We start from the raw sequence: 25,728 nt of genomic DNA on the forward strand, positions 1-25,728 counted from the left end.
TGACTCGTTTGTGAAAGTCAAACGGGTTTTTTCCGACGATTTATGTAAATTCATTACACAAGGAGCTTGCATGAGCCATGTAGAACTGCTGGGCCAGTCCCCCATCGCATCCGACCGCCAGGCGCGTCCCCTGTCGCCCGCCACGCGCGCTGGCGACTTCGTCTTCGTCTCGGGCCAGGTGCCCACGGACGACCAGGGCCAGGTCATCGTCGGCGGCATCGAGGCCCAGACGCGCCAGGTGTTCCAGCGCGTCAAGGACGCCCTGGCCCTGGCCGACTGCACCCTGGCCGACGTGGCCAAGGTCAGCGTCTGGCTGGCCGATGCGCGCGACTTTGGCAGCTTCAACCGCGTCTACATGGAGTGCTTCGGCGAGCACCGGCCGGCCCGCTCCACGGTGGAGTCGCGCCTCATGATCGACGCCAAGGTCGAGATCGACGTCACCGCCTACAAGCCCCGTGCCTGAGCGTTCCACCACCTCCGTGGGCAAGACCTTCGACGTGGCCGCGCTGGGCGAGGCCATGGTCGAGTTCAACCAGTTCCACCCCGGCCAGCCGCAGTACCTGCGCGGCTTCGGCGGCGACACCAGCAATGCCGCCATTGCGGCGGCACGGGCCGGCGCGCGCGTGGCCTATCTCACGCGCATCGGGCAGGACAGCTTCGGCCAGGCGCTCACCGCGCTGTGGCGCGCCGAGGGCGTGGACACCCGCGCCGTGCAGAGCGACGGCGAGCACCCCACCGGCATCTACTTCGTCTCGCATGGAGCGGCCGGGCACGAGTTCAGCTACCTGCGCGCAGGGTCGGCCGCGAGCCGCATGGCGCCGCAGTGGCTGGCCGGCGAGCCCACGGCCGTGCTGCAGGCCGCGCGCATCCTGCACCTGTCGGGCATCTCGCTGGCCATCTCGCCGCAGGCCTGCGACACCGCCTTCGAGGCCATGCGCCTGGCGCGCGAGGCTGGCACCCTGGTGGCCTTCGACTCCAACCTGCGCCTGAAGCTCTGGCCGCTGGCGCGGGCCCAGGCCTGCATCGCGCATGCGGTCTCGCTGTGCGACATCTTCCTGCCCAGCCTGGAGGACATGCAGGCCCTGACCGGCATGTCCGATCCCGAGGCCATCGTCGACTGGGGCCATGCGCGTGGCGCGGCCACCGTGGTGCTCAAGCTCGGTGCCGAGGGCGCACTGGCCAGCGACGGCCGGCGCAGGGAACGCATCGCAGGCCTGCGCGTCACGCCCGTGGACGCCACGGGCGCGGGCGACTGCTTCTGCGGCAACCTGCTCGCCCGCATGGCCCAGGGCGACGACGTGTTCGTGGCAGCGCGCTACGCCAACGCGGCGGCCGCGCTGGCCGTGCAGGGCTATGGTGCTGTGGCACCGTTGCCGTACGCGCGCCAGGTGCAGGTGACGGCTTGATGTAAGGGGAGCGTGGCAATAGTCGCAGCGTCAGGAAACTGGCGCGACCTGGGCGAGTGCCCCCGCGCAAGGGCCGCCCCGCCCCGCCGCGCTGGGGGCGTCCCCCTCTGGGGGCGTCCCCCTCTGGGGGGAAGACGCGAAGCGGCTCAGGGGGGCTACCCCATTACGCTGCGAACAGGTCGGAGCGGGCGGCCTTGGTGATGGCGGCCACACAGGGGTGGCTGATGCGCCGCTCCACCGAGATCGCAAAGAACTCCTCGATCAGCTCCGACGAGCGGCCGATCACCTCCACCCCGAACTGGGCCTGGGTCTCCTCTTCCAGCACCGTGGGCGAGGTGAACACCCCGCGCCCCTCGCGCCCGAAGGCGTTCATCAGCGCGCTGTCGTCGAACTCTCCCACCAGGCGCGGCTGCAGCTGGTGCTTGTTGAACCAGTGATCGAGCTGCTGGCGCACCGAGGACATGGGCCCCTGGATCAGCATCGGCGCGCCATGCAGGCACCTGGGGAAAGGCCCTTGCAGTTGGCTGCGCAGGGCCGGTGCGCAGAAGAAGCTCATGGAGCTGGTGCCCAGGCCGTGGTTGAAGGCCTTGACGCCGATCTTCTTGGACACCGGCTCGTCCGCCAGCACCAGGTCCAGCCGGTTCAGGCTCAGCTGCGCCACCAGCTCGGGGAACTTGCCCTCGTGGCAGGTCATGTGCACCTGCTCGGCCAGGCCCAGGGCAGGCTCCAGCAGGTGGTAGGCGACCGATTTGGCCACCGAATCCGCCACGCCCACGCGGAACTCCAGCGGGCGCGACTGCCCGCGCGCCAGGCGGATGGACTTTTCCAGCTCGTCGCCCAGCGCGAAGATCTGCTCCGCATAGCCCAGCGCCACGCGGCCTTCGCTGGTCAGCTCCAGCCCCCGGCCGCGCTTCTTGAACAGGTCGTGGCCCAGCCATTCCTCGAGCTGCTTGATCTGGCCCGACAGCGTCTGCGGCGTGGTGTTGAGCTGCTCGCCGGCGCGCATGATGCCGCCCGCCTTGGCCGTGGTCCAGAAGTAGCGCAGGTGCTTGAAGTTCATGCCGTCTCCTTGATACTTCGTAAAAATCGAAGTAAAAATCTCGATAAATCGAATATACGCGAAGTGTCAAGATCCCTACAGTACGTTCATGGACAGATCGCGGAACGCCCCTTCGGGCACCGAACCCTGGCCATACACCGTTCACAAGGAGTCAAAGATGCGGATCACCACCAGAGGACAACTCGCAGTCTCGGCCATGACCGATCTGGCCCTGCGCCAGAAAATGCGGCCCGTGGCCCTGTCGACGATCAGCGCGCGCCAGGGCACCTCGCTGTCTTACCTGGAGCAGCTGTTCAGTGCGCTGCGGCGCGCCGGGCTCGTGGACAGCACGCGCGGCCCCGGAGGCGGCTATACCCTCGCGCGCAACACGGACGAGATTTCCGTGGCCGAGATCATCCTGGCGGTCGAGAACCTGAAGGCCGATGACATCCAGAACATGGCGCCCGGCCAGGCCGCGCAGGTGAAGTCGATGACGGGTGAGCTGTGGTCCACCTTCAACGCCCGGGTGATGGAATACCTGCAGTCGGTCACCCTGCAGGACCTCGTTGCCCAGCAGCTGGAGAAGGGCGTGGTCCCGCAAGAGGCCGCGCCCGCGGCCCCGCGGCCCAAGCTGAGCGCCAAGCCCCGCCCCCTGATGGCGCGGGTCGGGGTGCCCAACTCGGTCTTTGCCCTCGGCACGATCCCGTTGCTGCAGCGCCGCTGAGGGGGCGGCGCGCCGCCTCGGCGCGGCGCTCCTGGTGCGCCCGAAGCGCCGCCGTGGCTACAGCTGGTGGGCGAGCTGCTTGATGCCGCGAATGAGCATCTCCACGGAGATGGCCACCAGGATCAGCCCCATGAGGCGCTCGAAGGCCATGACCACGCGTTCGCCCAGCAGGCGCTGGATGCGCTCGGCCATCAGGAGCACGACCGCGCACACCGCCATGGTCACGCACAGCGCGCCCACCCATTCCAGCCGCCGCTCGGGCGCCTGGGCCACGAGCAGCATCACCGTGGCCATGGCCGACGGCCCCGCCAGCGCGGGGATGGCCAGCGGCACGATCAGGGGTTCTCCGGGCAGCTCGGTCTGCGGCCCGGTGTCCGGCGGGAAGATCATGCGCAGCGCGATCAGGAACAGCACGACCGCGCCCGCGATCTGCAGCGACAGGTCGCTCAGGTTCATGACCTGCAGGAACTGGGCGCCGAAGAACAGGAACACCAGCAGCAGCGCGAATGCGATCAGCACCTCCCGCAGGATCACGCGGGCGCGGCGCTCGGGGGCCACTCCGCGCAGGGCATTGGCGAAGATGGGGATGTTGCCCAGCGGATCCGTGATCAGCAGGAGCAGGATGGTGGCGGACGCGAAGGTGTAGCTCACGCGGCGTACACCCCATCGAGCGACCGGAAACCCTTGATCTCGATCGGGTTGCCGCTCGGGTCGTGGAAGAACATGGTCCATTGCTCGCCGGGCTGGCCCTCGAAGCGCACCTGCGGCTCCAGCACGAAGGCCGTGCCTGCCGCCTTCAGCCGCGCGGCCAGCGCATGCCACCCGGGCAGCTCCAGGATGGCGCCGAAGTGCGGCATGGGCACCATGTGGTTTCCCACGTGGCCGGTGGGGGCGCTGGCGAAAGGCGCTCCCAGGTGCAGGGAGATCTGGTGGCCAAAGAAGTCGAAGTCCACCCAGGTGTCGGTGCTTCGGCCCTCCTGGCACCCCAGCACGCCGCCGTAGAAGCGGCGCGCGGCGTCCAGGTCGGTGACGTGAAAGGCGAGGTGAAAGAGGCTGCGCATGCGCACAGGATAGCAGCGGGATTTGCGCCGCGCACGGGTTCCGGCGCCGCCGTCCCCGCGCCACAATGCCGCATCTTCCCCAACTGCACCGCGCTTGCCGCGCGCACACCGCCATGCCTGCTCCTTTCCCCGACTACCAGCGCTACGAGACGCTGAACATCACCCGCCGCGGCGCCGATGGCGCGGTGCTGGACATCCAGATGCGCGCGCTGAACGGCAAGCTGCCCACGGCGGGCCATGTGGGCCACCGCGAGCTGTGCGGGGTCTGGCGCGACGTGAGCGACGACGACAGCGTGCGCTGCGCCGTGCTGCGCGGCGAAGGCGCGGGCTTCTCGGGAGGGGGCGACCTGGCCATGGTGCAGGACATGACCGAGGATTTCGAGTTGCGCTGCCGCATCTGGAAGGAAGCGCGCGACCTGGTCTACAACATCGTGCACTGCGACAAGCCCATCGTCTCGGCCATCCACGGCCCGGCCGTGGGCGCGGGCCTGGTGGCGGGCCTGCTGGCCGACATCTCCATCGCGGCGCGTGGCGCGAAGATCGTGGACGGCCACACCCGCCTGGGCGTGGCGGCCGGCGACCACGCGGCCATCGTGTGGCCGCTGCTGTGCAGCATGGCCAAGGCCAAGTACTACCTGCTGTTGTGCGACCCGGTGAGCGGCGAGGAGGCCGAGCGCATCGGCCTCGTATCGCTGGCCGTGGACGAGGCCGAGCTGCTGCCGCGCGCCTACGAGGTGGCCGACCGGCTGGCGGCCGGCTCGCAGACCGCCATCCGCTGGACCAAGCATGCGCTCAACCAGTGGCTGCGCCAGGCGGGCCCGATGTTCGAAACCTCGCTGGCGCTCGAGTTCATGGGCTTTGGCGGCCCCGACGCCCGCGAGGGCGTGGCGTCCCTGCGCGAGAAGCGCGCCCCCAAGTTCTGACCACCAACTGCACGCGACGCGCAGTGCCCGCGCCCCTCCGGTCCCGTCCGCACCAACATCCACAGCCGCGTGAAACTGGTGCAGCCCCCTCCGGGGGAAGCCGCGCAGCGGCTCAGGGGGCTTCGCTCAAGCTTCACTTCCTCGCCAGCATGTCGGCGGTGTTCGTCTTGCGGTCGGCGTTCACGCGCTGCACGTGCGGGCGTTCGGCCATGCGCGCGAGGTAGTCGCGCACGGGCAGCGCGGCCAGGTAGTCGCGGCCATAGATGATCTTGGTGGCCGAGCTCACCAGTGGCAGGTGAACGATGGCCGCGCAATCGGCCATGGTGAACGTGTCGCCCGCCACGTAAGGGCTGAATTTCGCCAGCTGGCCGAACGCCGCGATGTTCTTCTCCAGCTGCGCGCCCACCTTGTCGCGGGCGGCCTCGCTCACGCTGCCGCCAAAGAAGGCCTGGGGGTACAGGTTGCGCGCCACCAGCTCCAGGTGCAGTTCCAGGAACGTGATCAGCTCGCGCACCTTGGCGGCCTGATAGGGGTCCGCGGGCAGCAGGGCGGGCTGGGGGTGGGCCATCTCGATGTAGTCGGCGATCACGGCCGATTCGCACAGTGGCCCGTGGGGGGTGCGCAGGTAGGGCACCTTGCCCAGCGGGCTGGCGCTGCGGTCGGTCTCGCCGACCCAGGCCAGCTCCTCGGTGAAGGGCAGGCCCTTTTCGAGCAGGGCGAGCTTGGCCTTGTTGTAGTAGTTGCTGGCGGAAAAGCCGCAGAGTGTGAGCATGGTGGAGTCTCCTTTGTAGTTGTGGATGACAGGCGCATGGTAGGCGGGCGCTCCTGCCGCGTCCGTCGCGCAGATGACCCTGATCAAGGCGGCCGGGGCCGGGCCACCTACAATCACCCTGCCATGCCTTCCTCCCTGCAAACCATCCGCGGCCTTCGCTGGCTCGCCCGCCTTGTGCTGGCGTGGTTTGTCCTGTCCATCGGCGTGGCCGTGGCCTCGCCCCTGGTCAACCCCCAGGCGATGGAGCTGATCTGCTCGGGTTCGGGCGCGATCAAGCTGCTGGTCAAGACCGACGATGGCATGCAGGAGATGTCCAGCCACACGCTGGATTGCCCCCTGTGCGCGCATGTCGGCGCTCCGCCTCCCGTGTCCCAGGCCCGGCTGCCCGTGGTCCACCCCCTGGCGCACGCCCTGCGCCCCATCCCCGCCGCGCACATCGCTGCGCGCACCGCCGCGCCGCTGCCGCCGCGCGGGCCCCCCGCTTTCTCCTGAAATTGCTATTTGTTTGATAGCTGTTTGCGCTTGATGGATAAGCGCTGACGGCCTATTTGGCTTGAAATTCAGGAGTTCCCATGCGCAAAAGCCGCATGGCGCTGGCCGTGGCCGGCGCCTTTCCCCTTGCCCTGTCCTGGGCCGTGCCCGCGTGGGCCCAGACCGCTGACAGCAGCACGCCCGTCAAGGAGCTGGGCGTGGTCACCATCACCGGCGGCCAGCCCACGTCGCTGCCCACGCAGATTCCCACCACCATCGAGGGCGTGACGCGCGAGCAGATCGAGCACTCGATCAACGCCACCGACAGCGAAGACGCGCTCAAGTACCTGCCCAGCCTGCTGGTGCGCAAGCGCTACATCGGCGACTACAACCACGCCGTGCTGTCCACCCGCGCCTCGGGCACGGGCAACCCGGCGCGGTCCATGGTGTTCGCCGACGGCATCCTGCTGAGCAATTACCTGGGCAACGGCCCCACCAACGCGCCGCGCTGGATGCTGGTCACGCCCGAGGAGATCGAGCGCGTGGACGTGCTCTACGGCCCGTTCTCCGCCGCCTACGCCGGCAACTCGGTGGGCGCGGTGGTGGACTATGTGACGCGCATGCCGACAAAGTTCGAGGCGCATGCGCAGGTGAGCTACCAGCACCAGCCGTTCGATCTGTACGGCACCAGCGCCACCTACGCGGGCAAGCAGGTCAGCGCCTCGGTGGGCAACAAGAATGGCGACTGGTCGTGGTTCCTCAACTTCAACAAGACCGACAGCGAGGGCCAGCCGCTCACCTTCCCCACGCGCCTCGTGTCTGCAGGCGCCGTGGGCCATGCAGGCACGCCGGTGACGGGTGCCGTGCTGGGCGACAACCGCGGCAACCAGCCCTGGTACCTGCTGGGCACGGCCACGCAGTACCACACGCAGCAAGACCACATCAAGGCCAAGATCGCCTACGACGTCTCGCCCACCGTGCGCGCGGCCTACACCCTGGGCTGGTGGCACAACGAATCCGAAGGGCGCCCCGCCAGCTACCTGCGCGACGCCAACGGCAATGCGGTGTACGGCGGCACGGTCAACATCAACGGCCGCTCGTACACGCTGGCGCCCACCGACTTCAATGTGTCCAACGAGAACCTCACGCACTTCATGCACGGGCTCTCGGTCAAGAGCCACACGCAGGGCACGTTCGACTGGGAAGTGGCCGCCAGCCTGTACGACTACCAGACCGACACCCTGCGTGCCGCGACGGTGGCGATGCCCACCGCGTTGCATGGCGGCGCGGGCCGCATCGTCAACAGCAAGGGCACGGGCTGGAACACGCTGGCGGCCAAAGGCACCTGGCGGCCAGAGGGCGTCCAGGGCGCGCACATCGTGGACTTCGGCCTGCAGCGCGACAGCTACCAGCTGCGCACGGTGGAGAACGCCACGGCGAACTGGATCAACGGTGCTGCGGGCGCCCGCAACCAGGCGTTCAACGGCGACACACAGCTGCTGGGCCTGTGGGCGCAAGACACCTGGAAGATCGCGCCCCAATGGAAGGCCGTCCTGGGCGCCCGCGCCGAACGCTGGAGCGCCAGCCACGGCCAGACCGGCAACGCCACCACCACGGTGAACCACCCCAGGCGCAACGAGACGTACTTCTCGCCCAAGGCCGCCGTGGCCTGGCAGGCCAGCGACCTGTGGGTGCTGAAAGCCTCCACCGGCCGCGCGGTGCGCATGCCCACCGTGGCCGAGCTGTACCAGGGGGGCATCAGCGGCAGCGGCACGCTCATCAACAACGACCCGAACCTGAAACCCGAAAAGAGCTGGACCACCGAGCTCACGGCCGAGCGCGATATGGGCAATGGGCTGCTGCGCCTGACCGCGTTCTTCGAGCGCACCAGGGACGCGCTGTATTCGCAGACCAACGTGCTCGTCACGCCCAACGTGACCAACGTGCAGAACGTGGACGCCATCCGCACCAAGGGCATCGAGCTGTCGTACCAGGCCGCCAATGTGCTCCTGCGTGGGCTCGACCTCGGGTCAAGCCTGACCTGGACGGACTCCAGGATCACCCGCAACGACAAGTTTCCCGCCAGCGTGGGCAAGTGGCAGCCGCGCATCCCCGAGTGGCGCGCGAGTGCCGTGGCCACGTACCGGCCGGACGACAAATGGTCGTACACCCTGGGCGCGCGCTACAGCGGCAGGCAGTACAGCACGCTGGACAACACCGATGTGAACGGTTTTGCCTACCAGGGCGCGAGCCGCTACTTCACCACCGACGTGCGCGTGCGCTACCAGATCACCAAGCAGGTGAGCGCCGCCGTGGGCATCGACAACCTCAACAACTACCAGTTCTGGAACTTCCACCCCTACCCGCAGCGCACCTACATGGCAGAACTAAAGATAGCCCCCTGAGCGGCTTCGCCGCATCCCCCAAGGGGGACGCCTCCAGCGGCCCGGCGAAGCCGGTTCCGCGGCGGCGCTCGCCTCGGGCGCGCCAGTGTTGAATGCAATGCATCGTTGAAATGAAAGGTCTGAATATGAAATCAAATACTATGAAAAATATAGCGGCTACCGCTTTACTGTTAAGCGCTGCAGGCATTTTGGGCTCTGCATCCGCCCATGTGGTGCTCGAATACCAGGTGGCCCCGGCGGGCGCCAGCTACAAGGCGAGCTTCAAGGTCGGCCACGGCTGCGGCGCGTCGCCCACGCGGCAGATCGCGGTGGACATCCCGGCCGGCATGCGCGGCGCGCGCCCCATGCCCAAGCCGGGCTGGACGCTCGATGTGCAACGCGACAAGCTGGCCCAGCCGTACACCAGCCACGGCCGCAGCATCACCGAGGACGTGGTGCGCATCACCTGGACGGCCAAGACCCCGGAGGACATGCTGCAAAGCGCGCACTACGATGAGTTCGTGCTCGTGGCCCAGGCGCCCGAGCAGGCGGGCACCGTGTACTGGCCCGTGCGCCAGGCCTGCGCCGAAGGCCGGAACGACTGGACTGACGTGCCCAAGGCGGGCCAGAAACTTTCGGACCTGAAGTCCCCTGCGGCGGCGCTGGAGATTCTGCCCACGGGCGGCGGCGTTGCCCACCATCATTGACAGTCAGGCCCACGGGCTTGTTCCATCCAATTTTCCTTCTGATATCCGAAAGACATCCATCATGAAAAAACTGCTTCGCACCGCCGCCCTCGTTTCCACACTGGCCGCGACCCTGGCCAGCGCCCCTGCTGCGTGGGCACAGACCGCCGCCGTCAAGGTCGAAGGCGCCTGGGCGCGCGCCAGCGTGCAGGGCCAGAAGGGCACCGGAGCATTCATGCAGCTGACCGCCCGGGACGGCGCTCGCCTGGTGCGCGCCGAGTCGCCCGCTGCGGGCGTCACCGAAGTGCACGAGATGAAAATGGAAGGCGACGTGATGAAGATGCGCGCCGTGCCCGCGCTGGACCTGCCCGCGGGCAAGACCGTGGAGCTCAAGCCCGGTGGCTACCACGTCATGCTGCTGGACCTGAAGGCCCCGCTGGCCAAGGACAGCTCGGTGCCCATCACGCTGGTGTTCCAGGACGCCAAGGGCGCGGAGAGCAAGCTGGAGCTGAGCGTGCCCGTGGGCACGTCGGCGCCCGGCGGCGCCAAGGCGCATGAGCACAAACACTGAGGATTTGGCCTGCGCCACTGCCTTCGCGGCCGCAACGCATTGGAGTAAGCTGTGACCCCACCACAGACCCACCTCTTGCGGAGCGGCCATGAGCGACACATCGAATTTCGGTTTCGGCAAACTTGTTCCCGGTTTTGACTTTCTGCAGAGCCTGGCCAAGGGGGCGTCCAGCAGCATTCCGCAGTTGCCCAACCTGAGCAACTGGGTAGCGCCCACCATCAGCGTGGAAGAGCTCGAAAAGCGCATCGACGAACTCAAGGCCGTGCAGTTCTGGCTGGAGCAGAACTCGCGCGCGCTGGCCGCCACCATCCAGGCGCTGGAGGTGCAAAAGATGACCCTGGCCACGCTCAAGGGCATGAACTTCAGCATGGGTGACGTGGCCAATGCCTTCAAGCTCAAGACCGCCGACACCGTGATGAGCGGCGTGCAGAAAGCCGCCGACACGGTGAGCGGCGCGGCCGGCGCCGTCGCTGGTGCCGCCGCCCGCGTCACGGGCCGCGCGAGCCCCGCCGAAGAAGCAGAAGAAGACGAAGGCGAGGACGCCGAGCCCGCCGCCCAGCCCGCCAAGGCCAAGGCGAAGGGCAGCAAGGCGGCATCGGCCGCCGCCGCGCCCACCGTGGTGGACCCGATGCAGTGGTGGGGTGCGCTCACCGGCCAGTTCCAGCAGATCGCCGCCAACGCCATGAAGGACGCGGCCAAGCAGACCGCCATCGACACCACCAAGAACATGGCCACGGGCCTCGCCAAGGAAGCCCTCAAGACGGCCACCGGCATGGCCACCCAGTTCGCCGCCAAGGGCATGCAGACCATGCAGGGCGGCGCCAAGCGTGCCGCGGCGGCGGGCACCGCCAGGAAGACCGCCGCCACCAAGAAGCCCGCGGCCCGCAAGACCACGGCGAAACCCGCCGCCAAAAAAACCGGCAGCAGCACCCGCAGCCCGGCGGCCCGCAAGCGGGCGGGCTGACGCCAACGCGGGCGGGTGGCAACCCGTGGGGGCCCGACACCCCGCCACCGCCCCTGGCACGGAGATCCACACCATGAAGCTTTTCCCTTCCGGCCACGCCACCCATCCCCAGTGGCGCATGGCCGCCGCGCTGGTTCTGGCGCAGTTGCGCGCCCAGATGGCGCTGTCCGAATACGCCTCGGCGCCCACGCTGGGCTTGCTCTACATCACCGACCACTACGCCAGCGAGGCCCAGGCGCTGCTCGACCACCTCAGTGGCGAACTGCCCGAGGTCACGGACTGGAGCGGCACCGTGGGCGTGGGCGTATCGGCCAACAATGCCGAGTACTTTGACGAGCCCGCGCTGTCGGTGATGCTGCTCGATGTACCCGCCGACCAGTACCGCGTGTTCTCGGGCGTGGCACCGTTGCCCAACCACCCGCGCCACCCGGCCAGCGGCTTCGTCGCGCACACCGCGCTGGTGCATGCCGATGGCCAGACGCCCGAGCTGGCCGAACTGCTGGCGGAGATGGCGGCCCGCACCGATACGGGCTATCTCTTTGGGGGCCTGAGCGCAAGCCGCGGCGCGAGCGTGCAGTTCGCCGTGGGGGGCGATGGGAACATGGCCGGGCAGGGCGCGGCGGGCGGCGTGTTCGATGGCGGCCTGTCGGGCGTGGCGTTTGGCGCCGGCGTGGCGCTGGTGTCGCGCGTCACGCAGGGTTGCCAGCCCGTGGGGGCGCTGCGCACCATCACCGACGCGCAGGAGAACGTGGTGCTGCAGCTCGACGGCGAACCCGCGCTGGACGTGCTGCTGGAGACGCTGGACGTCACGCTCGACGGAGATCCCCAGCCCGCCCTGCGCAAGGTGCGCGCCACGCTGGCGGGCCTGGTCAGCGCGGGCGAGCAGCCCCAGGGCCAGCGCCGCACGGGCCACTTCGGCACCGACACGCGGGTGCGGCACATCGTGGGGCTGGACGGCGCCCGCCGGGGCGTGGCGCTGGCCGACAAGGTCGAGGCCGGCATGCACCTGGCGTTCTGCCAGCGCAACGTGGCCGCGGCGCGCGCCGACCTCATGCGCATCTGCGCCGAGATCCGCGAGGAACTGTCGCCAGAGGAGCTGGAGCCCGTGCCGCTGGTCTCGGATGCCGCGGCGGGCGCGGCCGCCGGGCCCGCCGCGGGCGGCCAGGGCAGCCTCGCCCCGCAGGCGGGCCGGCGCATCTGCGGCGCGATCTACGTGAGCTGCTCGGGCCGTGGCGGCCCGCATTTTGGCGGCCCCAGCGCCGAACTGCAGATCGTGCGCCACGCGCTGGGCGATGTGCCGCTGGCCGGTTTTTTTGCGGGCGGCGAGATTGCCCACCACCATCTGTACGGCTACACCGGCGTGTTGACCGTGTTTGTGGACGGCGAGCCCTCACAGTCCTGATGTAGAAGAGGGGGCGGGCTGGTGCGGCAGCCCCCGCAATCGCCAACGCCGGTCAGCCCGCGCCGTTCTCGTCGGACTCGGCTTTTTCCTCGGGCGTCAGCCGCGTGGCCAGGATCTTGTCGATGGTCTTGCCGTCCATGTCCACCACTTCGAGCTTCCAGTTCTCCCACTGCACCGTGTCGGTCACCTTGGGCAGGCGGCCGGTCAGCAGCATGATCATGCCGCTGAGCGTGTGGTAGCGGCCGCGCTCCTCCTCGGGCACGGTGTCCAGGTTCAGGCGGTCCTTCAGCTCGGGCACGGGAATGTGGCCGTCCAGCAGCCAGCTGCCGTCCTCGCGCTGCAGCGCCCACGAGGTCTCGGGGTCGCGCGGCTGGAACTCGCCGGTGATGGCCTCGATCAGGTCCTGCAGCGTCACGATGCCCTGCACCTCGCCGTACTCGTCGATGACAAAAGCCATGTGCACGTCCGACAGCCGGAAGTTGTCCAGCAGCTCCATCCCCGTGATGGTTTCGGGCACGTACAGCGCGGTCTGCAGCGTCTGCTGGGTCAGGCCGTGGGCGCGGTCGCGCAGCGTGCGCGACAGCCACTGGCGCGCGTTGAGCACGCCCAGGATGTTGTCCATGCCGCCGCGCACCACGGGAAAGCGGGCATGGTCGGATTCTTCGATGCGCTGCAGGTTGTCTTCGAACGGCGCATCGATGTCCAGGCACACCACGTCGCCGCGCGGCACCATGAGCGAGCCGATCTGGCGGTCATCGAGCCGGAACACGTTGCGCACCATGGTGTGCTCGTGCGACTCGATCACGCCGGCCGTGGTGCCTTCCACCAGCATGGCGTGGATCTCTTCCTCGGTCACGGGGCTGCCGCTGGTTTCCTTCACGCCCAGGAGGCGCAGCAGCGTGCGCGTGGACGTGGACAGCAGCAGCACGAACGGCTTGGTGGCCAGCGCCAGGAAGTTGATGGGCCGCGCGACGAGCCGGGCGAAGGTCTCGGGGTACGACTGGCCGATGCGCTTGGGCACGAGCTCGCCCACGACGATGGAGAAGTACGTGATCAGCACCACCACCAGCCCCGTGGCCGCATAACCGCCATAGGGCAGCGGCACGCCCAGCGACTCCAGCCAGGACGCGAGCGGCGCGGCCAGCGCGGCCTCGCCCACGATACCGTTGAGGACGCCGATCGACGTGATGCCGATCTGGATGGTGGAGAGGAAGCGGGTGGGGTCCTCGCCCAGCTTCACGGCGGCGGCGGCGCCGCTATCGCCCTCATCGATCAGCTTCTGCAGCCGGGCTTTGCGGGCCGTGACCAGGGCGATCTCGGACATGGCAAACAGGCCGTTGAGGAGGATGAGGGCGAACAGTATTGCTATTTCCATACAAAGGGCGCCTTGCACGCCCTTGGGTGTTGATGAGTATGGGATTGTAAGGACGGGGGCGCGGCGGGTTTCCCAAGGGCCACGGCGCCTGCGCGCGCGGCACCCGATGGTGCAGGGCGCGCAGGCCGCAGGGCAGGCCTGGCGCGGGGTCCGTGGCGGCCCGTGCGCCGCGTGCTCAGCCGCCTTCGGTGGGCAGCCCGGTCGCGTCCCACTCGGGCAGCCCGCCGCGCAGCCAGTACACGGACTTGAAGCCCTTGGCCGCCGCCACCTTGGCCGCCTTGTAGGACTTCCAGCATTCGGCGCCGTTGCAGGCAAAGATCACGGGCTTGGCCTTGTCCAGGCTGGGAATCTTGTCGAGCGCCTGGAAATCGTCCTGGGCCGCGTTGAACGCCACGTCCTTGAGGCTCTTTTCCACATAGGCGGCAAACACGGCGCCCCGGATGCGCCGGGTCTTGAATTCCTTTTCGGTGCGCGTGTCCACCAGCGTCGCGCCCTGGGCCTGCAGGCTCTGCGCCTCGCGCGCGGTGATGCGGTTCACCCCGGGCAGGCTGGTGGGCGTGAAGAGGCCGAGCTCCGCAACGCGCCGGTACTCCGCGGCCTCGGGGCGCACGGCGACCGGGGGCAGGCCGGTGGCGGACGAGGCCCCGCCAAACCACTGGGCCAGCTTGCCGCGCGCATCAGCGGGCAGGTCCTTCTTCACCACGATGGAAAACCCGCCCGGCACCGGCTGCGAGGTGGCCAGCACGCGCGCGGTGCCCGGGTGCGCGGCGGACCATTCCGCCCACTCGTCCTCCCGCACCACGGTGGCGTCGGCCGTGCCCAGCGTCAGGGCCGTGAGTCCCGCCTGGGGAAACTTCTCGTACTGCACGGCCCGCAGGTCCTGGAACGACAGGCCCGCCTCGTTGAGCATGCCGCGCGCCATGTAGGTATAGAGCGAATCCTGCTGGGGCAGGTAGAGCCTGCGGCCCTTCATCGCCGGCACCGCGTCGATCTGCGGCAGGCCGACCAGCAGGTACCTGTCCGATTTCTGCGTCGCGCCCACCAGTTCATAGCCGCGCTGCAGGGCGGAAGCGGCCACCTGGGCGGGGCCGATGAAGATGTCGTGGCTGGCGCTGCGCGTGGCGCGCATCACGTCGGCCAGTTCGTCGCTGGTGGCCAGGGCCACCGTCTGGCCGGCCGCCTTGGAGAGCCCGGACTCGGCGGCCGTGCGCAGGATGGAGTGGGCCGCCTTGCGGGCCGTGGGCTCCACCGCCACCATGGCGGTGAGCTGGGCCTGCGCCACGGCACAGGCCGCGCACGCGAAAAGCAGCACCGCGAGCTTGCCGCCCATGGGTCTCCAGTCAGTGTTCATGGCGCGCGCCCTCTCTCAAAAGAAAGGGCGAATATGCCCACGCCCTCCGTATCTGCGTACGAATGTTTCCGATGTTTTGTATTTGTTACGTTTACTAACGCCATGTCGCGCGCGGTGCGCAGGGGCTGCCGCACAGAATGCGGCCTAGGCTGAAAGCCGGGGGCCTGCCCACCGCTGTCGCGAGCCTGCCTGTTCAATCATTATTTTGGAGACCGTTTCCATGAAAGATTCCATGACATTGCCGCGCCGCCACATGCTGGCCGGAAGCGCCGCTGCCTTGAGCGCGCTGGGCCTGGCCGGATGGACCGGCAGCGCCAGGGCGCAGCAGGCCGCCAGCCCCGCCAAGCCGCTGCCCGCGTACGCGGGATGGAAGTCTTCCGATGCGCTCATCGTGCACAGCAGCAGCACGCTGGAAACCCGGCGCTCGGCTTTCGGCACCAGTGTCATCACGCCCTCCAACCAGCTGTATGTGCGCAACAACCTGCCTGCGCCCGACGCGGCCATCCTGGACAACCGGGACGCCTGGACGGTGTCGGTCGAAGGCGTGAAGAACCCGCGCAGCCTCACCCTGGCCGAGCTCAAGACCCTGGGCGTGGAAACCGTGGCCACCGTGCTGCAGTGCTCGGGCAACGGGCGTGGCTTCTTCCCCAGCAAGCCCAGCGGCACGCCCTGGGCCGTGGGCGCGGCGGGGTGCGTCGTGTGGAGCGGCGTGCCGCTGCGCAATGTGGTGGCGGCGCTGGGCGGGCTCGCCGATGGCGCGGCCTACCTCACGGGCACGGGGGGTGAGAAGCTGCCCGAGGGCGTGGACCCGCTGTCCGTGCTGGTGGAGCGCTCCGTGCCCATCAAGGCCACCGAGGACGCGCTGCTGGCCTGGGAAATGAATGGCGAGCCCATCTCGCTGGCGCACGGCGGCCCGCTGCGGCTGGTGGTGCCGGGCTACCAGGGCGTGAACAACATCAAGTACGTCAAGCGCGTGGCCTTCACCGGCGCACAGTCGCAGGCGCGCATCATGTCGCACGGCTACCGCATGTCGCCCCCCGGCTCCAAGGCCAGCCCCGACCAGCCGTCGGTGTGGGAGATGGGCGTCAAGTCCTGGATCAATGGCCCCCTGCCCGAGAAGGGCCCCCTCAAGGCCGGCCAGGTGCAGGTGCATGGCGTGGCCTTTGGCGGCACGCAGGCCATCAAGGGCGTGGAGGTCTCGGTGGACGGCGGCAAGACCTGGCAGGCCGCGCGGCTCATCGGCCCCGATCTGGGCAAGTTCGCGTGGCGCCAGTTCGTGCTGCCGGTCACGCTGGCGGCGGGCACGCACGTGCTGGCCAGCCGCGCCACCGATGCCGCAGGCAATGTGCAGGCCGAGCAGCGCGAGGAAAACCTGGGCGGCTACAACAACGCGAGCTGGCGCGACCATGCGGTCACGGTGACCGCAGCGTGACCGGGCGCCCCCCTGAGACGCTGCGCGCCTTCCCCCCTGGAGGGGAGCGCGCCCCCCGGACTGGCCGTGCCAGATCCGCGGTGGCACTGGTGCTGGGGCGCATCGGTTTCCAGCATTTGCGCGTGCCTGCGCTCGCGGCCATGTCGAGCGTGCTGCTGCTGTGGACGGGTGCCGGCTGGGCGGCGGATGCCGCCGAGCTGGCGCGGGGCAAGGAGCTGTTCATCAAGATCCAGCCTGCTTGCGCCGTGTGCCACACGCTGCAGGCCGCCGGTGCCGAGGGGCAGGTGGGCCCGGTGCTGGATGAGCTCAAGCCCGATGCGGGCCGCGTGCTGCGCGCGCTCAAGGCGGGCATCGGCGTGATGCCTTCGTATGCCGAACGCATGAGCGAGAAGGACATGCAGGCCGTGGCGCAGTTCGTGGCGCACGCCACGGGCGCTGCCAGGTAGGCCGGGCGCTGGCCCGTGGTGGCAGCGCCGCCTGCGCGGCGGTGCTGCAACCCCGCTGTGCTCCCGTTCAGGCCGTGGTGCGCGATGGCACCAGCGCCTTGTCGGGAGCGCACCCCTGCAGACCCTGGAATGCAAAGTCCACCTCGGGCACCCGGCCGCTCACGATGTCGGCCAGGGCCTTGCCCGAGCCGCAGGCGTGGGTCCAGCCCAGCGTGCCGTGGCCCGTGTTGAGGAAGAGGTTGGCCACCTTGGTGGCGCCGATCAGCGGCACGTTGCTGGGTGTGGCGGGGCGCAGGCCGGTCCAGAACTGGGCCTGGCTGGCATCGCCCGCGCCGGGGAACAGCTGCTCCACGCGGCGCACGATGGCGTCGCAGCGCACCTGGTTCAGGTGGCGGTCGTAGCCGTTCAATTCGGCCGTGCCGGCGATGCGCAGGCGGTCGCCACCCCGTTCGCTGGTGTAGCGCGAGAACACGAGCTTGAACTCGTCGTCCGTGAGGCTCACCTGGTGCGCCTTGCCCGCATCCTTGACCGGCATGGTCACCGAATAGCCCTTGGCCGGGTAGATAGGCAGCTGGATGCCCAGCGGCTGCGCGAGCAGTGGGCTGAACGAGCCCATGGCCAGCACAAACGCATCGCCGCGCACGCGCTCGAAGCGGCCTTCGGCATTGGTCACTTCCACGTGGTCGATGCGGCCACCTGCCTCGCGCAGCGCGGTGATGTGGTGGCCCATGCGGAACTGCACGCCCGCCTCTTCACACAGCTTGGCCAGCTCGCGTGTGAACTGGTTGGCGTCGCCGGATTCGTCTTCGGCCGTGTAGGTGGCTCCGGCCAGCTGCTGGCGGATATGGGCCAGGGCAGGCTCGATGCGCACGGCCTCGTCGGCGCTGATCACCTGGCGCTCGCAGCCCAGCGCGCGCATCTGTTCGGCCGGGCCCAGAGCGCCGTCGAATTCCTTTTGGTTGGTATAGAAGTGCAGGATGCCTTGTGTGCGCTGGTCGTACTGGATGCCGGTGGCCGCACGCAACTGCTGCAGCGTGTCGCGGCTGTAGGTGCCCAGGCGCACGATCTGCTCGATGTTGTGGCGCGTGCGCGCCGGCGTGCAGTTGCGCAAGAAGTCCAGGCCCCAGAGCCACTGCCGCATGTCGGCGCGCAGGCGGAACAGCAGTGGAGCATCCTCCTTGCCCAGCCACTGCAGCACCTTGAGCGGCGCGCTCGGGTTGGCCCAGGGCTCCGCGTGGCTCACCGAGATCTGGCCGCCGTTGGCGAAGCTGGTCTCGGCGCCGGGCGCACCCTGGCGGTCGATGACGGTCACCTCGTGGCCGCGCTGTTGCAGGAAATAAGCCGAAGTCACGCCGAGCAAGCCGGCGCCCAAAACGATCACGCGCATGATTTTCAAAGCCTTTCTGGGCTCTGGCGCTAGAACAACATGCGCTGGCAGCTATGAATTCAATAGCGTGCAGCTGGCGCATGAATGCCCAAGCTGCCGCTCCCCCTGTCCTTGGTACCTGAGAGATTCACCGCGCGGCCCACATGGCGCGCGGTTTGCTCCTTCGGTGCGCTTCGCGTTGCGCGAAGCGGCTCTCCAGACGGCTTTGATGAATGGTGCAGTACGGGACCTGAGCGTGTATGGGAGTTTGCGCCTTCGGTGAAGCGGGCGGGCCGCTGACTCTCCTGCGGGGGCCATTCTAGGAGCCCGCATCGCGCAAAAACCGCTTTGTCCGCGCTAATGAACCGCAATCGTTGCTGATGCTGCGGGCACGGGGTTGGCCATAATCCGCCGGAACCTTCGCCTTTCTCTGCAGGACGCCTTGATGCCCGATACCGCCTTTGATCCGCTGACCAGCGCGGCCGTGCTCACCATGGCCCGCCTGGGGCGCACGCCCCGTCCGCTCGACCTGCCCGCCGCATTGCGTCCCCAGAACGCTGCCCAGGCCTATGCCGTGCAGGACGCCGTGGTGCGCGAGCGCGGCGAGATCGCGGGCTGGAAGGTGGGCGCGGCGTCGCCGCAGGCGCTGCCTGCGCGGGCGGCCCTGGCGCGCGATTCGGTGTTTGCGATGGCCGGCGGGGGCGCGGTGCGCCTGTCCTGCGCGGGCTTCGCCGTGCTGGGTGTGGAGGCGGAACTGGTGTACGAACTGGGTGCCGATCTGCCTGCCCGTGCGCAGCCCTACAGCGAGGCCGAGGTGCTGTCCGCCGTGGCGTCGGTGCGGGCGGCCATCGAGGTCTGCGACACGCGTTACGCCGCCTGGGCGCAGCAAGGCGAGTGGAGCCGGCTGGCCGACCAGGCCTGCCATGGCGCACTCATCGTGGGGTCGGGAGCGGAGAGCGCGCAGTCGGTGCAGCCGATGCGGCAGCCCGTGGTGCTGTCGGTGAATGGCGCGCAGGCCGTGCGGCACGCTGGCTGGGGCAACCCGGCGGGCGATCCCTTGCGCCTGCTCGCCTGGCTGGCCAATGGCGGCGCGCACAGCCTGGGTGGGCTGCGCGCGGGACAGTGGGTGACCACCGGGTCCTGCACCGGCACCGTGATGGTGGCGCCGGGCACGGTGGTGGTGGCTGAGTTTCCCGGCCTGGGGCGCGCCGAACTTCACCTGGGCTGAACGGCGGCGCCCTGCGCGGCGCGCGCGCCGGGCGTGGGGTCAGTTGCGGCGCGGGTTGTCGGGCTGCTGGTCGCGTCGGTTCGGTACGCCGTCGCCGTCCCGGTCGCGGTCATGGCGGTTGGAGACGCCATCGCCGTCACGGTCCCAGCCGCCACGCTGAAACTCCCAGCGGCCTTCGCGTTCCACCCAGTGCGGCTGGCGATACTGGTGGCCGGCGCGGGCCTGCACCCAGTGGCCGCGCACCCATTGGTAGCGGTTGCCACGCCATTCCCAGTGGCCTTCTTCCCACACCTGGCCCCGGCGGGGGCGGGGCACGGCTTCATGGCGCGGGGGAGGGGGCGCGGGCCTCACCTGGTACTGCGTGGCGTGGTAGCTGCGCTCCGGCTGGCCCGATTGGACGATGACGGTGCCCTGCGTGGCGGCATGCGCCTGCGGGAGGGTCCACAGCGCCATCAAGGCGATGGAGGCTGCGGTGAATGTCTTGCGGGTCATGAAGGTCATGGGATTCTCCTGATGTTCCTTGCGGAAGCGGTCACTGCATGGTGGCGGCACGGGCAGCCGGGCCGCGTAGGCGCCATGCGGGGGTGTGCGTAGGCGGCGAGGGCCAGTTCCTGGCGCGCCCGCCGCCCTCGGGGGGCGGGCGGCGCTCAGGCCCCGTCAATTGCGATAGGGGTTGTCCGGGCGGCGGTCGTGGCGGTTCGGCACGCCGTCGCCGTCGCGGTCGCGGTCGTGGCGGTTGGACACGCCGTCGCGGTCCCTGTCATGGTCGCGGTCGTAGCGGTTGGGAATGCCATCGCCATCGCGGTCGCGGTCATAGCGATTGGGGATGCCGTCGCCATCGCGGTCCCAGCCGCCGGGGCGCATTTCCCAGCGGCCCCCATGCTCCACCCAGCGGGGCTCGCGGTAGTAGTAGCCCGGGCGGGCCTTCACCCAGTGGCCCTGGATCCAGACGTGGCGGTGGCCGCGCCAGTCCCAGTACCCAGGCACCCACACCATGTCGCGGCGGGGGCGGGGCACCACTTCGTAGCGCGGTGGCGGGGGTGGGCCGTACTGCACCATCACCGGCGCGGGCGGCGCCTGGTAGTGGTGGGGCTGCCCCGACTGGATGACGACGGTGGCGCTGGTCTGTGCCTGCGCCACGGTCGCGGCGCCCAGCGACAGCAGGGCGATGGAAGCAGCGGCGAGTGCATTGCGGGCCATGATGGTCTCCTCAAAATGATTCCTTGCGGAACCGGAGACTTCATGGTGCAGATGCTGCGTCAAGACGGTGTAGGCGAATTGCGAAGTCTTGTGAAGTTGTGTTTCCCGTGGCGGCAAAGGCGGGGATTTTCGTGATTTCTTTCACGCCGGGGCGTGCAGGCGGCCGTCCGGTGCAGGCCCGCGCATGTCAACGCCACCACACCAGGGCCGCCACCACCAGCAAGGCAAACCAGGCAGGGTGCCTGCCCTCGGTGGCATAGAACACCAGCATTCCGCTGACCAAGGTGGCCAGCCCGGCCACGTCAGCCACCCAGGCCCCCAGGTTGGCATCCCCGGGTACGGTCCCCAGGCGCCACAGCAGGGCGCTCAGGGCCCAGCCCAGCACGGTGGCCAGGTGCCAGGTGCCCCACAGGATGCGCACCTGCCGCTCGTGCAGCACGGGCCTGCCGCCGGTGGGCACCACGCCCTGCGTGCGCAGTGCGCGAAACACGAGGAATTCACCCAGCACCGAGTGCGCAACGCCCACCAGGGCGAGGCCCCCGGCTGCCAGTACCAGCGCAATATTCATCATGGACAGTTTTCAAGTCAATCAGGGTGGCCGTGGAAGGTGCAGACGCGGCGCGTCGATCCGTCTTCGTCGCCTTCAGCGCCTTGGGGGCCAGCACAGGGCCAGCGCGGGCGGCAGCGCCAGCCAGAAGCCCGAGGCGGGCATGAGCACGATGCCCAGCAGCGTGAGTGCCAGCAACCCGGCACCGAGCCCGCGCATGGGGACGGGCGCCATGGCTGTGTTGCGTTCGGCCAGCAGGATGGCCCAGCCCAGCAGCGCGAACAACACGCCGAACAGCACAAACCAGACCACGGCGCCCACGGTCGGGTCTTTTTGCACGCTGTTGAAAACGCCGCGCCGCACGATCTCCTGCAGCTGGGTCGGAAACACGACGGCGGCATACAGCGTGTGCAGCAGCGCCACGGCCAGCATCCACGGGCCCTTCCAGCGGCTGCGAGGCGGCATGGCCGCAGAGCGAGGGGAGGGGGAGGTCAGGGTGGTCATGTGGGCGGGTTCCTAGGAAGAAAGAAGGGCGGGGCAATGCGTGCGCACCCGTGCACCCAGCCCCGTGAGCAGGTGCATCAGGCCCATCCACATGCGCTCGAACGCCGGCATTTCGCCGGGCACCTGCACCAGGTGATCGCCCAGCACGCGCTGGTGGCGGCCGGCGGTGATGGGTGGCGGCGTCTTGGCGCCAAAATCGAAAACCGCCTGCGTGAAGGGTTCCATCTGCCAGGCCTGCATGTCAGCCAGTGCGGGCGCGAGTTCGGCGGTGTAGGCCGGCACGGAGAGGCCGGCGTTGACGAGCCCGAGTGCCTGGTAGGCCTGCAGCACCAGCGCGTCGCGCTGCGGGTCGGAGGGAGGGCGCAGCAGTGCGGACCACGCCTGTGTCACTTGCGCCCGAAACCCGTCGGAGAGGCTGCGCGTGCAGCCAAAGTCGAGCACACCCACCGTGCCATCGGGGGCGAACAGAAAATTACCAGGGTGCGGATCGGCATGCACCCGGCCCAGCACAAAAGTGCAGTGCATGAACCAGTCCCACAGGTGCTGCCCGGCCTGATCGCGTTCCTGCTGTGTGGGTTGCGTGGCCAGCCAGGCCTGCAGGTGCTGGCCCGGCAGGAACTGCTGCGTGAGCACATGGGCCCGCGTGTGCGACAGGATGGGCCGCGCCAGCACCACGCCGGGCAAAGCCGCGTGCTGCGCAAACCATTGCAGTTGCTCGGCTTCCTGCAGGTAGTCCACCTCGCGCAGCAGCGTGGCCTCGATCTCGGCCATCACGCCGTCCACCACGGTGCTGGCGGGCAGGGGCATGTCGGTGTGGGCCAGCGCGCGCAGCGCGGTGCGCATCAATTGCATGTCGCTGGCGATGGTGGCGGCAATGCCGGGGTACTGCACCTTGACGGCCACCGTGCCGTGGCCCGCCAGCTGTGCGCGGTGCACCTGGCCCAGGCTGGCGGCGGCGAAGGCGGTGGGCTCGAAGTGGTCGAACAGCGCCTCGGGCTCCTGGCCGAAGGCCTGGCGGAACACGCGCCCCACCAGCGCGCGGTTGAGCGGCGGCGCCTGGTGGTGGGCGCGCGCCAGCTCCTGCCGCACGCCGTCGGGCAGCAGGCCCGGGTGCATGCTGAGCAGTTGCGATACCTTGAGCGCCGAACCCCGCAGCTGGCCCAGGGCGCCAAAAAGGATGCGGCCCAGGGCGGCCTCGTGGTCGGCCTGCGCCTGGGCAGACGGCGTGCTGCGCACGCGATGGCCTAGCTGGGCCATGCCGATGCGTGCCGCCGCCAGGCCCGTGATGGTGCCGCGCGCAAGCCGGCTGGTGCGCGGCGGGTCAGCGCGGGCCATGGTTTGAAGCGGCCAGTTGTTGCAGCATGGCCTGCACGATGCGGCGGTGAAACGGCGTGATGACGGCCATGTAGGCATGGCCCAGCGTGTTGTGAATGTGCACCACGGTGCTGATGACGACCGTGGGGGCACTGCCAGGCTGGCCGTGCTTGGTCAGCGAGACCTGCACATCCAGGTGTTTGTCGTCCTGCCCCATCACCACTTCGGTGTCGCTCAGATGGCGGATGAGGAAGATGCCCACGCGGTCTCCGACGCGGTAGCTGCGCGCATTGGTTGGAGAGGCTCCGCTGGCAAGCGGGTGCACGTCCTGCAACTGCCCCACGCCCTTGAGGCCCACCAGCCGCACCAGCTTGTTGCGGACTGCCAAAAGTTGCTCCGTCCACCGCGGTGTCCGGGCCAAGACCTCCAGCCAGGTCTGCAATGCGCTGGCGGCGGGGCGGGGATCGGTCGTTGTGAAGGCGTCAAAAAAATCCGCGTCATGCAAGGTGGCATGGATGACGGTGCCTGGGGGCACCTGGATTTCGCGCACGGCGCGGGCGGTGGTCATGCGGACTTCCTCTTGCGGGGCGTGGCCACTGGCTGTGCGGCGGGTGTCGGGCTGGCAGCGCGGGGTTTGCGCGGCGCACGCGGCGGTTTGGAAGGCTCCGGCGACCGGGATGGTTCAGCGGCTGCCGTGTAGGCGGGGGCCGGGCCGGGCGGTGCGCTGGCCATGGCCTGTCTGGCCAGCTGCAGCATGCCCATCAGGCCGCTGCTGTGCTGCACCATGCGGGCCATCTGGCTGCGCAGCACAAAGCCACCGAGCTGCAGCACGCGGTTGACGAGCCCTCCGCGCAGCGCCTGCACCAGCACGCCGAGCGAGAGGTCCACCAGCTGCGTGGTGTCGGCAAATTCCTCGGAGGTGTCGGCCAGCCAGTACGTCACCACACCGGCCAGGTAGTCGGTGTACAGCCCGCCCGCCATGCCCTTGAAGTCGCAGGGCTCGATTTCGCCACTGGCCTCCGCGGCTTCCAGAAAGCTGGCGACGGCCTCGCGCAGGCTGTGCCGTGCCGCCAGGGGCTCGGCCAGCATCGACAGCGGCGAGCGCCGCGCCAGGCTGCGCACCTGGGCCACGAACTCGCGGTCGGCCAGCAGGCGCTCCAGCACCGCGTCGGTCAGGCGCTGCAGCTTTTCCTGCAGGCCGTAGCCCGCGAAGCCGGGCGTCTGCAGGGTGTCGGCCAGCGCCTGGTGGGCCACGTCGTCCAGGTAGCCCAGCACGATGCGGTCCTTGGTCGGGAAGTATTTGTAGATCGTGGCGTCGCCAATGCCGGCGGCGCGGGCGATGTCCTTCATCGTCGTGCCGTCGAAGCCCTGGCGGGTCATGAGGTCCACCGCGCTGGCCACGATCTGGCGGCGGGTGGCATCTTGCTGCTGGCGGGTGGTCTTCATTTAATATCTTTAAATTGGTAAAATTTACTATTTAAAGAATAGTGTATTCACATTAAAGAGTCAACCGGCGCTGAAACGGGCATTCGGTGCGCTGGAGGCGGCTGTTCTGAGCACTTTTTAGCCCTCTACCGCTTGTCGGTAAAGCGCAAGAAGCTATCAAAAAGATAGTGTTTGTGCTGGCTCGCCCGGCCCCCCGCCATGCCATCGCCCTCCGAAACCGGCGCGCCCAAGGCCGGTGCACCCGTGGAACCGGCTCTGCCGGGCCACCGGGTGCGTCCCCCGCGGGGGACGCCGCGCAGCGGCTCAGGGGGGGAGTCGTCTCATCCCGGTGAAGGCCTCGAACTCCCAGCTGCGCATGGCCAGCAGCAGGGTGTAGCCCTCCAGTTCGCGCGGCGGCAGTTTCTGGTCGGCCAGGTGCTGCTGCGCGAAGTCCTGCGCCACGCGCTGCATGCGCTCCATGAAGGCGGGCGCCAGGCCCCGGCTGATGGTGCCGTGCACCAGCAGCACGCCTTCGCCCGGGCCGTCGAAGCCGCCCGCGAAATAGTCGAGCAGCGCATGCTCGCGAAAGTAGTTCATCACCGGCCCGTGGGGCCGCCAGCGGAAGGTCTTGGCCAGCTTGAGGCGGTAGCGGTTCAGCGGCCGCAGCTCGATGATGCCGATGCGGTCGAGCTGCGCGAGGTACTTGATGCCCTCGGCCTCGGTGAGGCGGTAGGTGGTGGTCACCTGCTCCAGCGTCCACTGGCTGAGCACGCAGATGGCCATGAGCAGCAGCTTCTTGTCGGCCACCACCGCGCGCTCCTGCTCCTGGCTCAGTTCCTTGAGCAAGGGCTGGCTGTCGGCCACGCGGCGCGCCAGGTCGGCGAAGTCCAGCGCCAGCGCGCGGCAGATAGCGTCGATGCGCGACAGCGGCATGTCGCCCTTGGCCAGCATGCGCTTGACGCTGGACTCGGCCATGCCCAGGGCCTGGGCCAGGTCCGCGTAGGTCATCTGCGCGGTCTTGAGTTCCTTTTTCAGGGCGGCAACGAGGTCGGCGGTGGTGCTCATGGGTATCGATTATCGGTACCCAGGGTGCTCCGGGTGGCCCTCCGTGCGACTTTTCGCGGCCCGGGGCCGTTG

Annotated in this window: 28 protein-coding genes and 1 riboswitch; of the genes, 13 read left to right on the top strand and 15 right to left on the bottom strand. The window is 68.9% G+C overall.

Annotation, left to right across the window (positions count from 1 at the left end; genetic code table 11):
• Positions 1 to 70: 70 nt before the first annotated feature.
• Positions 71 to 463 (top strand): RidA family protein, encoded by a 393-nt coding sequence (locus tag AC07OC_RS23335; protein WP_007849612.1) that lies wholly within the window; start codon positions 71 to 73, stop codon positions 461 to 463.
• Positions 456 to 1,406 carry a sugar kinase gene (locus tag AC07OC_RS23340; RefSeq protein ID WP_492807947.1) on the top strand — a complete coding sequence of 317 codons (951 nt, stop codon included), beginning with the start codon at positions 456 to 458 and terminating at the stop codon, positions 1,404 to 1,406. Before AC07OC_RS23335 ends, AC07OC_RS23340 begins: the two co-directional genes overlap by 8 nt.
• A 163-nt stretch (positions 1,407 to 1,569) precedes the next feature.
• Here the strand turns inward: AC07OC_RS23340 and nhaR are convergent, their stop codons facing one another.
• Positions 1,570 to 2,466: a transcriptional activator NhaR gene (nhaR, locus tag AC07OC_RS23345; RefSeq protein WP_494602359.1), complete on the bottom strand. Its 897-nt coding sequence runs from the start codon at positions 2,464 to 2,466 to the stop codon at positions 1,570 to 1,572.
• Positions 2,467 to 2,623: 157 nt separating this feature from the next.
• On the opposite strand from nhaR, the gene AC07OC_RS23350 reads away from it, so the two are divergent.
• Entirely contained in the window at positions 2,624 to 3,169 is a 546-nt protein-coding gene (locus tag AC07OC_RS23350) for an Rrf2 family transcriptional regulator (RefSeq protein ID WP_218296843.1), read from the top strand.
• 57 nt (positions 3,170 to 3,226) lie between these two features.
• Here AC07OC_RS23350 and AC07OC_RS23355 read toward each other — a convergent pair whose 3' ends face one another.
• Both AC07OC_RS23355 and AC07OC_RS23360 read right to left on the bottom strand, forming a co-directional pair.
• A complete protein-coding gene (locus AC07OC_RS23355) occupies positions 3,227 to 3,820 on the bottom strand; it encodes a MarC family protein (protein ID WP_369643559.1) in 594 nt (197 codons plus the stop codon).
• Complete coding sequence (locus AC07OC_RS23360) at positions 3,817 to 4,230, bottom strand: VOC family protein (protein ID WP_492807949.1); 414 nt, start codon at positions 4,228 to 4,230, stop codon at positions 3,817 to 3,819. The genes AC07OC_RS23355 and AC07OC_RS23360 overlap by 4 nt, the downstream gene beginning before the upstream one ends.
• 113 nt (positions 4,231 to 4,343) lie before the next feature.
• On the opposite strand from AC07OC_RS23360, the gene AC07OC_RS23365 reads away from it, so the two are divergent.
• Entirely contained in the window at positions 4,344 to 5,153 is an 810-nt protein-coding gene (locus AC07OC_RS23365) for an enoyl-CoA hydratase/isomerase family protein (protein WP_369643558.1), read from the top strand.
• A 133-nt stretch (positions 5,154 to 5,286) separates the two neighbouring features.
• On the opposite strand, the gene AC07OC_RS23370 is transcribed toward AC07OC_RS23365, so the two are convergent.
• Positions 5,287 to 5,925 (bottom strand): glutathione S-transferase, encoded by a 639-nt coding sequence (locus tag AC07OC_RS23370; RefSeq protein WP_218296847.1) that lies wholly within the window; start codon positions 5,923 to 5,925, stop codon positions 5,287 to 5,289.
• Positions 5,926 to 6,048: 123 nt separating this feature from the next.
• Between AC07OC_RS23370 and AC07OC_RS23375 the strand changes: the two genes are divergently transcribed.
• From AC07OC_RS23375 to AC07OC_RS23400, 6 genes are all read left to right on the top strand, one after another.
• Positions 6,049 to 6,417, top strand: coding sequence for a DUF2946 family protein (locus tag AC07OC_RS23375; RefSeq protein ID WP_218341257.1), 369 nt, complete (start codon positions 6,049 to 6,051; stop codon positions 6,415 to 6,417).
• 80 nt (positions 6,418 to 6,497) lie between these two features.
• Entirely contained in the window at positions 6,498 to 8,801 is a 2,304-nt protein-coding gene (locus AC07OC_RS23380; protein ID WP_492807951.1) for a TonB-dependent receptor, read from the top strand.
• Positions 8,802 to 8,926: 125 nt separating this feature from the next.
• Positions 8,927 to 9,487: a YcnI family copper-binding membrane protein gene (locus tag AC07OC_RS23385; RefSeq protein WP_218296850.1), complete on the top strand. Its 561-nt coding sequence runs from the start codon at positions 8,927 to 8,929 to the stop codon at positions 9,485 to 9,487.
• A gap of 61 nt (positions 9,488 to 9,548) precedes the next feature.
• Positions 9,549 to 10,037, top strand: coding sequence for a copper chaperone PCu(A)C (locus AC07OC_RS23390; protein ID WP_218296851.1), 489 nt, complete (start codon positions 9,549 to 9,551; stop codon positions 10,035 to 10,037).
• Positions 10,038 to 10,125: 88 nt separating this feature from the next.
• Positions 10,126 to 11,001 carry a PhaM family polyhydroxyalkanoate granule multifunctional regulatory protein gene (locus AC07OC_RS23395; RefSeq protein WP_492807953.1) on the top strand — a complete coding sequence of 292 codons (876 nt, stop codon included), beginning with the start codon at positions 10,126 to 10,128 and terminating at the stop codon, positions 10,999 to 11,001.
• Between the two features lie 73 nt (positions 11,002 to 11,074).
• Positions 11,075 to 12,403, top strand: a complete 1,329-nt coding sequence (locus tag AC07OC_RS23400) for an FIST signal transduction protein (RefSeq protein ID WP_492807955.1) — start codon at positions 11,075 to 11,077, stop codon at positions 12,401 to 12,403.
• A 52-nt stretch (positions 12,404 to 12,455) separates the two neighbouring features.
• Here the strand turns inward: AC07OC_RS23400 and AC07OC_RS23405 are convergent, their stop codons facing one another.
• Together AC07OC_RS23405 and AC07OC_RS23410 are read right to left on the bottom strand one after the other, a co-directional pair.
• Entirely contained in the window at positions 12,456 to 13,778 is a 1,323-nt protein-coding gene (locus tag AC07OC_RS23405) for a hemolysin family protein (protein ID WP_218296854.1), read from the bottom strand.
• 175 nt (positions 13,779 to 13,953) lie between these two features.
• Complete coding sequence (locus tag AC07OC_RS23410; RefSeq protein ID WP_255591614.1) at positions 13,954 to 15,129, bottom strand: rhodanese-like domain-containing protein; 1,176 nt, start codon at positions 15,127 to 15,129, stop codon at positions 13,954 to 13,956.
• Between the two features lie 220 nt (positions 15,130 to 15,349).
• On the opposite strand from AC07OC_RS23410, the gene sorT reads away from it, so the two are divergent.
• A complete protein-coding gene (sorT, locus tag AC07OC_RS23415) occupies positions 15,350 to 16,561 on the top strand; it encodes a SorT family sulfite dehydrogenase catalytic subunit (RefSeq protein WP_218296855.1) in 1,212 nt (403 codons plus the stop codon).
• Positions 16,562 to 16,701: 140 nt separating this feature from the next.
• Positions 16,702 to 17,007, top strand: a complete 306-nt coding sequence (gene sorU / locus AC07OC_RS23420; protein ID WP_304505101.1) for a SorU family sulfite dehydrogenase c-type cytochrome subunit — start codon at positions 16,702 to 16,704, stop codon at positions 17,005 to 17,007.
• 67 nt (positions 17,008 to 17,074) lie between these two features.
• On the opposite strand, the gene AC07OC_RS23425 is transcribed toward sorU, so the two are convergent.
• The gene (locus AC07OC_RS23425; RefSeq protein WP_494602363.1) at positions 17,075 to 18,394 is read right to left on the bottom strand and encodes a D-amino acid dehydrogenase; all 1,320 of its coding nucleotides are present in this window, start codon (positions 18,392 to 18,394) and stop codon (positions 17,075 to 17,077) included.
• A 95-nt stretch (positions 18,395 to 18,489) separates the two neighbouring features.
• Positions 18,490 to 18,603: riboswitch (glycine riboswitch) on the bottom strand.
• 215 nt (positions 18,604 to 18,818) lie between these two features.
• Here AC07OC_RS23425 and AC07OC_RS23430 point away from each other — a divergent pair.
• Positions 18,819 to 19,601: a 2-keto-4-pentenoate hydratase gene (locus AC07OC_RS23430; RefSeq protein WP_218341264.1), complete on the top strand. Its 783-nt coding sequence runs from the start codon at positions 18,819 to 18,821 to the stop codon at positions 19,599 to 19,601.
• A gap of 39 nt (positions 19,602 to 19,640) precedes the next feature.
• On the opposite strand, the gene AC07OC_RS23435 is transcribed toward AC07OC_RS23430, so the two are convergent.
• The 8 genes from AC07OC_RS23435 to AC07OC_RS23470 all read right to left on the bottom strand — a co-directional run bounded on the left by AC07OC_RS23435 (position 19,641) and on the right by AC07OC_RS23470 (position 25,656).
• Positions 19,641 to 20,093 carry a thrombospondin type 3 repeat-containing protein gene (locus tag AC07OC_RS23435; RefSeq protein WP_218341312.1) on the bottom strand — a complete coding sequence of 151 codons (453 nt, stop codon included), beginning with the start codon at positions 20,091 to 20,093 and terminating at the stop codon, positions 19,641 to 19,643.
• Positions 20,094 to 20,258: 165 nt separating this feature from the next.
• Positions 20,259 to 20,801, bottom strand: a complete 543-nt coding sequence (locus AC07OC_RS23440; protein ID WP_218296858.1) for a YXWGXW repeat-containing protein — start codon at positions 20,799 to 20,801, stop codon at positions 20,259 to 20,261.
• Between the two features lie 187 nt (positions 20,802 to 20,988).
• On the bottom strand, positions 20,989 to 21,372 hold the full coding sequence (locus AC07OC_RS23445; protein ID WP_255591615.1) for a hypothetical protein: 384 nt from the start codon (positions 21,370 to 21,372) through the stop codon (positions 20,989 to 20,991).
• A gap of 72 nt (positions 21,373 to 21,444) precedes the next feature.
• Complete coding sequence (locus AC07OC_RS23450; RefSeq protein WP_255591616.1) at positions 21,445 to 21,852, bottom strand: DUF6463 family protein; 408 nt, start codon at positions 21,850 to 21,852, stop codon at positions 21,445 to 21,447.
• 12 nt (positions 21,853 to 21,864) lie between these two features.
• Positions 21,865 to 23,187 (bottom strand): ABC1 kinase family protein, encoded by a 1,323-nt coding sequence (locus AC07OC_RS23455; protein WP_494602366.1) that lies wholly within the window; start codon positions 23,185 to 23,187, stop codon positions 21,865 to 21,867.
• Entirely contained in the window at positions 23,174 to 23,734 is a 561-nt protein-coding gene (locus AC07OC_RS23460; protein ID WP_218341266.1) for a DUF2867 domain-containing protein, read from the bottom strand. The genes AC07OC_RS23455 and AC07OC_RS23460 overlap by 14 nt, the downstream gene beginning before the upstream one ends.
• Positions 23,731 to 24,612: a TetR/AcrR family transcriptional regulator gene (locus tag AC07OC_RS23465; RefSeq protein ID WP_218296862.1), complete on the bottom strand. Its 882-nt coding sequence runs from the start codon at positions 24,610 to 24,612 to the stop codon at positions 23,731 to 23,733. The genes AC07OC_RS23460 and AC07OC_RS23465 overlap by 4 nt, the downstream gene beginning before the upstream one ends.
• A gap of 303 nt (positions 24,613 to 24,915) precedes the next feature.
• Entirely contained in the window at positions 24,916 to 25,656 is a 741-nt protein-coding gene (locus AC07OC_RS23470; RefSeq protein ID WP_218296863.1) for a helix-turn-helix domain-containing protein, read from the bottom strand.
• Between the last annotated feature and the right edge of the window lie 72 nt (positions 25,657 to 25,728).

The organism is Acidovorax sp. GW821-FHT10E04 (assembly GCF_059415185.1).